Source organism: Prevotella pallens ATCC 700821 (assembly GCF_000220255.1).
In the GTDB taxonomy this organism is placed as follows: Bacteria; Bacteroidota; Bacteroidia; order Bacteroidales; family Bacteroidaceae; genus Prevotella; species Prevotella pallens.
In genome coordinates, this window is the sequence record NZ_GL982513.1 from 1,261,617 (window position 1) to 1,266,826 (window position 5,210).

At 36.0% G+C, this 5,210-nt stretch carries 6 protein-coding genes; 1 reads left to right on the top strand and 5 read right to left on the bottom strand.

Going from position 1 to position 5,210, the window contains the following annotated elements; genetic code table 11:
• From HMPREF9144_RS13250 to HMPREF9144_RS04830, 3 genes are all read right to left on the bottom strand, one after another.
• The coding region (locus HMPREF9144_RS13250) for a transposase (RefSeq protein ID WP_174262611.1) at positions 1-233 on the bottom strand (233 nt) is incomplete at its 3' end.
• Positions 234-411: 178 nt separating this feature from the next.
• Entirely contained in the window at positions 412-1,719 is a 1,308-nt protein-coding gene (eno, locus tag HMPREF9144_RS04825) for a phosphopyruvate hydratase (protein ID WP_006044769.1), read from the bottom strand.
• Positions 1,720-2,013: 294 nt separating this feature from the next.
• On the bottom strand, positions 2,014-2,940 hold the full coding sequence (locus HMPREF9144_RS04830) for a hydrogen peroxide-inducible genes activator (protein ID WP_006044770.1): 927 nt from the start codon (positions 2,938-2,940) through the stop codon (positions 2,014-2,016).
• A 124-nt stretch (positions 2,941-3,064) separates the two neighbouring features.
• Between HMPREF9144_RS04830 and HMPREF9144_RS04835 the strand changes: the two genes are divergently transcribed.
• Positions 3,065-3,766: an HAD family hydrolase gene (locus HMPREF9144_RS04835; RefSeq protein WP_006044771.1), complete on the top strand. Its 702-nt coding sequence runs from the start codon at positions 3,065-3,067 to the stop codon at positions 3,764-3,766.
• A gap of 143 nt (positions 3,767-3,909) precedes the next feature.
• Here the strand turns inward: HMPREF9144_RS04835 and HMPREF9144_RS04840 are convergent, their stop codons facing one another.
• Both HMPREF9144_RS04840 and HMPREF9144_RS04845 read right to left on the bottom strand, forming a co-directional pair.
• A complete protein-coding gene (locus HMPREF9144_RS04840) occupies positions 3,910-4,836 on the bottom strand; it encodes a DNA/RNA non-specific endonuclease (RefSeq protein ID WP_006044772.1) in 927 nt (308 codons plus the stop codon).
• Between the two features lie 110 nt (positions 4,837-4,946).
• On the bottom strand, positions 4,947-5,198 hold the full coding sequence (locus HMPREF9144_RS04845) for a type B 50S ribosomal protein L31 (RefSeq protein ID WP_006044773.1): 252 nt from the start codon (positions 5,196-5,198) through the stop codon (positions 4,947-4,949).
• Between the last annotated feature and the right edge of the window lie 12 nt (positions 5,199-5,210).

Here is a 5,210-nt window from a genome sequence, read left to right on the forward strand (position 1 = left end):
AAAACAACCATTTCATCTGACACATTACGCAAATGTTTTAAAATTAAAAGACCACACATCAGGCGAATAGGATGGGCCGGGCGACCATTATTGCTGCAATACAAAGGAGAGAAAGCATTTTCAAAACATTCCCAATTAATCTTATTACTAAGTTGGAAAAGGGGATGTTGATGACTAAGCATGTCCTCTAAAGACGAGAACATAGAGAGCTGTTTGGATGTACGTTTAAGCATAAATATCTGCAAGAATTATAATGTAAAGGTACAAAAACTTGCAGATATTTGCAAATAATTTATAGCATAATATACTATGAATCAGAAGAATATTAGGTTTATAAGGGAGGACTATATAACAGAAATAAGGAGACAGAACAAGCAGGCTGTCTCCTTATTATTATAATGAAAAAAGAATTTACTTGATTTTCTTGTAACCGTAACGTGCAGTGCAATCGAGCTCTTCGTCAATGCGGATAAGTTGATTGTACTTAGCCATACGATCAGTACGAGACATTGAACCTGTCTTAATCTGTCCAGAGTTTGTAGCAACAGCGATATCAGCAATAGTTGTATCTTCAGTTTCGCCAGAGCGGTGAGAAGTTACTGTTGTATAACCAGCACGATGAGCCATCTCTATAGCTTCGAGAGTTTCTGTTAAAGAACCAATTTGGTTTACTTTGATAAGAATAGAGTTTGCTGCACCCATCTTGATACCCTTTTCTAGGAACTTAACATTGGTAACAAACAAGTCATCGCCTACTAATTGGCAACGGTCGCCAATTTTTTTAGTAAGTTTAACCCAATTATCCCAGTCATTTTCATCGAGACCATCTTCGATAGAGTCGATAGGATATTCTGTGATAAGTTCTTCCAAGTATGCAATTTGTTCGTCCGCAGTAAGTTTCTTGCCGTTAGGATCTTTAGGCATACCATTCTTAAGTTTGCTGTAATCGTAGTACCACTTACCATCTTCCAATGTAGCAAATTCAGAAGCAGCACAGTCCATAGCAATCTTTACGTCTTTGCCAGGTTCGTAGCCAGCATCTTTTATTGCTTGCATAATAGAATCGAGTGCATCTTTAATACCTTCGAACTTAGGTGCGAACCCACCTTCATCACCAACAGCTGTTGAAAGACCACGTTTCTTTAAGTTTTTCTGCAATGTATGGAAGATTTCGGCACCCATACGCAAAGCTTCACGAATATTATCTGCGCCAACTGGGCGAATCATAAACTCTTGGAATGCTATAGGAGCATCAGAGTGTGCACCACCATTGATAATGTTCATCATAGGGACAGGTAGAACGTAAGCGTTAGCACCACCGATATAACGATACAAAGGTAATCCTAATGCTTTGGCTGCAGTGTGAGCTACTGCTAAAGAAACACCTAAAATAGCATTTGCACCAAGGTTGCTCTTAGTTGGAGTTCCGTCAAGAGCCAACATAGCATAGTCAATTGCGCGTTGGTCTGTGATGCGGAAACCTTTCAATTTAGGAGCAATCTTATCGTTAACATTTTCTACTGCTTTCAGAACACCTTTACCACCGAAACGTTTTTTGTCATCATCGCGAAGTTCCAATGCTTCATTTTCACCAGTAGATGCACCTGATGGTACACTAGCGCGACCTTTTATACCATTCTCGAGTGTTACTTCAACTTCAACTGTGGGATTGCCACGTGAGTCTATAATCTCACGAGCGTGTACTTTTTCAATCTTCATAATTTTACCTTTGTAAATGTATTGTTAAAAATATTCTTTACTTTTATTTTCTACTGTTAGAAGGGTATTAAGCTTGCTTTATATATAGCGTGCAGTTTGTTATCCTTCTTTGGAGTAATGTTATCTTTGCGACTTCAAAAGTATAAAAAAGAAATGACAGGGACAAACATTTTACACAAAATAACACGTGTGCAATGTTTCTATTTCGTTAATGTGCTTTATTACTGCTTTTACAGCGTATTTTAGAGTTTTTTTATGCAACTTTGTAATGACATTTGACATATCTTGTGAAGTTTATAATGCTTGTTGAGTTTTATTGATTTGTTGCATCTCTGCTGGAACAGAAGCACGGATTTTGTCAATAATAAGTTGTTTTATCGAGTTTCGTATAAAGCTTTTTTGTGTTAGCAGTATGATGTTGCGAGTTGGAATAGGGTGGGCGAAAGTACGTACTAAATCTTTCTGTTCGTCTGTAAGTTGTTTTATTGCAAGTTCAGGAATAAAGGTTACGCCTTTGCCACTTTCTACAATACGCATAAAGGTTTCTATGCTTCCAAGATTATATGCTTTTTTGCTTTTTGCTGCCGACTTTAAGTGACAGAATTTCACAAGCTGTTCGCGGAAGCAGTGTCCTTCATCGAGTAGCCAAAGAAACTCACCAGTAAGATCAGATGTACGTATTGCTTTATTCTTAAATAATGGGTCGCCTTTTGAAACATAAACAAAGAACTTCTCGTAGTATAAATGTTGTCTGTTAAAATCGTCTTGACCTTCGACTTCTGCTACAATGCCTGCATCTATATCGCCATGTTTAAGAGCTCTATGTATATCTTCTGTCTTCATTTCGCTAACCCTAATATCTAACTGTGGATAGTCGTTCATTAGTTGTGGAAGAAAACGTGGAATAAGATAAGGTGCTATGGTAGGTAGTACAGCAATGTGGAAGGTACCTGAAAGAGTTTGTCGTTCTTCTTCAATAACTTCCTTCAGTTGCTTTGCTCGCACGAGAATATTCCAAGCTCGCTCTATGATGAGCATTCCTTCAGCAGTAGGCTTAATGGGTTGTTTACGTCTGTCGAATATCTTTACGCCTAACTCTTCTTCTAACTTCTGAATCATCGAACTTAGAGTGGGTTGGGTAACATTGCAATAGTCGGCTGCTTTCGCAAAGTGTTTACAACGATAAACTGCCATTACGTATTCTAATTGTTGAAGTGTCATATATGTTTATGTTTTGTGAGCTTAATATTGTTAGTGTTACAAAGGTACTATATTTTTTTGACGACCTTTAGTGTAAATAGTAAATATAGAATGTTTTTCATATTTTATTTAGTAATTTTGCCGAATGATAGAAAAAGATAAGATAAAACTGCTTGCTTTTGATGCTGATGACACTCTGTGGGATTGTCAATCGCATTTTGATGCTGTGGAAAAGGAATACCAAAGTATATTAAGCGATTATGGAACGGCTACTGAAATTTCATCGAGATTATTTGAAACAGAGACAGCTAATATGCCTTTGTTAGGTTATGGCTGTAAAGCCTTTGTACTTTCGCTTATAGAGAATGCAATTTCGATTAGTAATGGAGAATTGTCAGCCAATAAAATTGGTCAGATTTTAAATTGTGGAAAAAAACTTTTGAATATGCCTGCAACTCCATTGCAGGGTGTCCGCTGCGTGCTTGATACATTAAACAATGTGCAACGCAAATATAAGATGGTAGTTTTTACTAAAGGTGAACTATTGGATCAAGAAAATAAACTGCAACGTTCTGGATTGCAATCTTTTTTCGATGCAACTATTGTAGTATCCAATAAGACTTCCGATGAATATGAATACCTTTGTAAGCGTTTCAATTGTTCTGTAAATGAACTTGTAATGGTAGGAAATTCATTCCGTTCTGATATTGCTCCAGTGTTAGAATTAGGTGGAAATGCCATTTATGTACCATCTAAAACATTGTGGCAACACGAATATATTGATGAATACGACCACACGAATTTAGTTACAGTTAGTGAGATAAGCGATATTCTGCAGTATCTTTAAATGCTTTTATTCTTACTTGTGTATATTTCACTAATCACGCTATAATATTCTTGTTTTCAAATTATGTAATTTCTTCTATTTGCCATTTTCTTTCTGCAAAAACTTATAAATCATTTCCTGGAATCCTGAGGTTCCAGCGAAAATTATTTTATATTCCACAATCTAATGATAATATCTTTGTCAATTCCTTCTACCTTTCTTTCAATATCGTCAGGAAGATTACAGAAGAAATCTATATTCGTGAGTTCTTCAAGTTGTTTTATATTTACAACATAAGGTTTGAGCGATGCAGCTTGATTGTTTTCGTGTTTAAACCAGAATCCAATAGCCTTATATTCCCATTTCTTTTGTGTTTTGCTATAATATTTTAACAGAGCTGCAGAAAAGAAATATCCTGGTACAATAAAGCCATTGCGAAGAAAGGCTTTTACTTGTGAAGTTTGATCAATGGTACCACCTCTACATATATACATTGTATCAATTGATTCCATCTTAAATGAATCTCGTATTTTATTTTCCATTGTTAGCCATATTCCACCACCTTTCACACTTCCATTAAATGCACTAAGTTGTGGCTGCATATTGCTTAAGTAAAAAGTTTGTCTTTGTGCCTCTTCTGTGCTTCTTCTATCGGCTGATGGACAAAGATGTCCGTGATCGTATCCTGTTCCCCAATATGGATCGTAACCGAAGGTCATTAAAGAAGAAATTAATGGGTCAGCTGGGTATTGAGGATTTCCATACCATCTACCTGTATTCCATATACTATTACTGTTGTATATTTGATAGCACGTCCAACGATTCGATTTCTTTTCTCCGTCCCACTCGAGACTATAGTTCACTTCATTGGTACTTTGGTCAATATGGGTGATTATTATACTTTTCCCTCCTCGTATTTTTGGAAATTCTAACCGATGTGTATAAGGATTAGGAAAATTTTGATTTGAGTTATTATTTGATATAGCTGTCTTCTCGTTATCATTATTATCTTTATTACAAGCCGAAAAAAGAAAAATGCTTGCAACAAGAAATATAACACTTGTTTCTACTAAACTTCTATTTTTCTTCATTTATCTCAAAGTTTATATTAGTACATAAATTCCATTCGTATAAAAAAAGTGCGATCAAACGCATATGCAACTACGTTTGACCGCACTTTATACTTTGTGGTATATTTGTTTTATTTCTTCAACTTACCATAACGGTTCATGAAGCGATCTACACGACCAGCTGTATCCACAAGTTTACTCTTACCTGTATAGAATGGGTGAGAGGTACTTGAGATTTCTACTTTAACCACTGGGTAAGTTTCGCCTTCAAATTCTACAGTATCGTTAGATTTACATGTAGATTTTGAAAGGAACATATCGCCGTTGGACATATCTTTGAATACGACGGGACGATAGTTGTCTGGGTGAATACCTTTTTTCATTTTGCTTTATAT

Bases quoted from the DNA above. Each gene is read 5' to 3' on its own strand.
- eno (WP_006044769.1), bottom strand. From the start codon at position 1,719: ATGAAGATTGAAAAAGTACACGCTCGTGAGATTATAGACTCACGTGGC.
- HMPREF9144_RS04830 (WP_006044770.1), bottom strand. From the start codon at position 2,940: ATGACACTTCAACAATTAGAATACGTAATGGCAGTTTATCGTTGTAAA.
- HMPREF9144_RS04845 (WP_006044773.1), bottom strand. From the start codon at position 5,198: ATGAAAAAAGGTATTCACCCAGACAACTATCGTCCCGTCGTATTCAAA.
- HMPREF9144_RS04840 (WP_006044772.1), bottom strand. From the start codon at position 4,836: ATGAAGAAAAATAGAAGTTTAGTAGAAACAAGTGTTATATTTCTTGTT.
- HMPREF9144_RS04835 (WP_006044771.1), top strand. From the start codon at position 3,065: ATGATAGAAAAAGATAAGATAAAACTGCTTGCTTTTGATGCTGATGAC.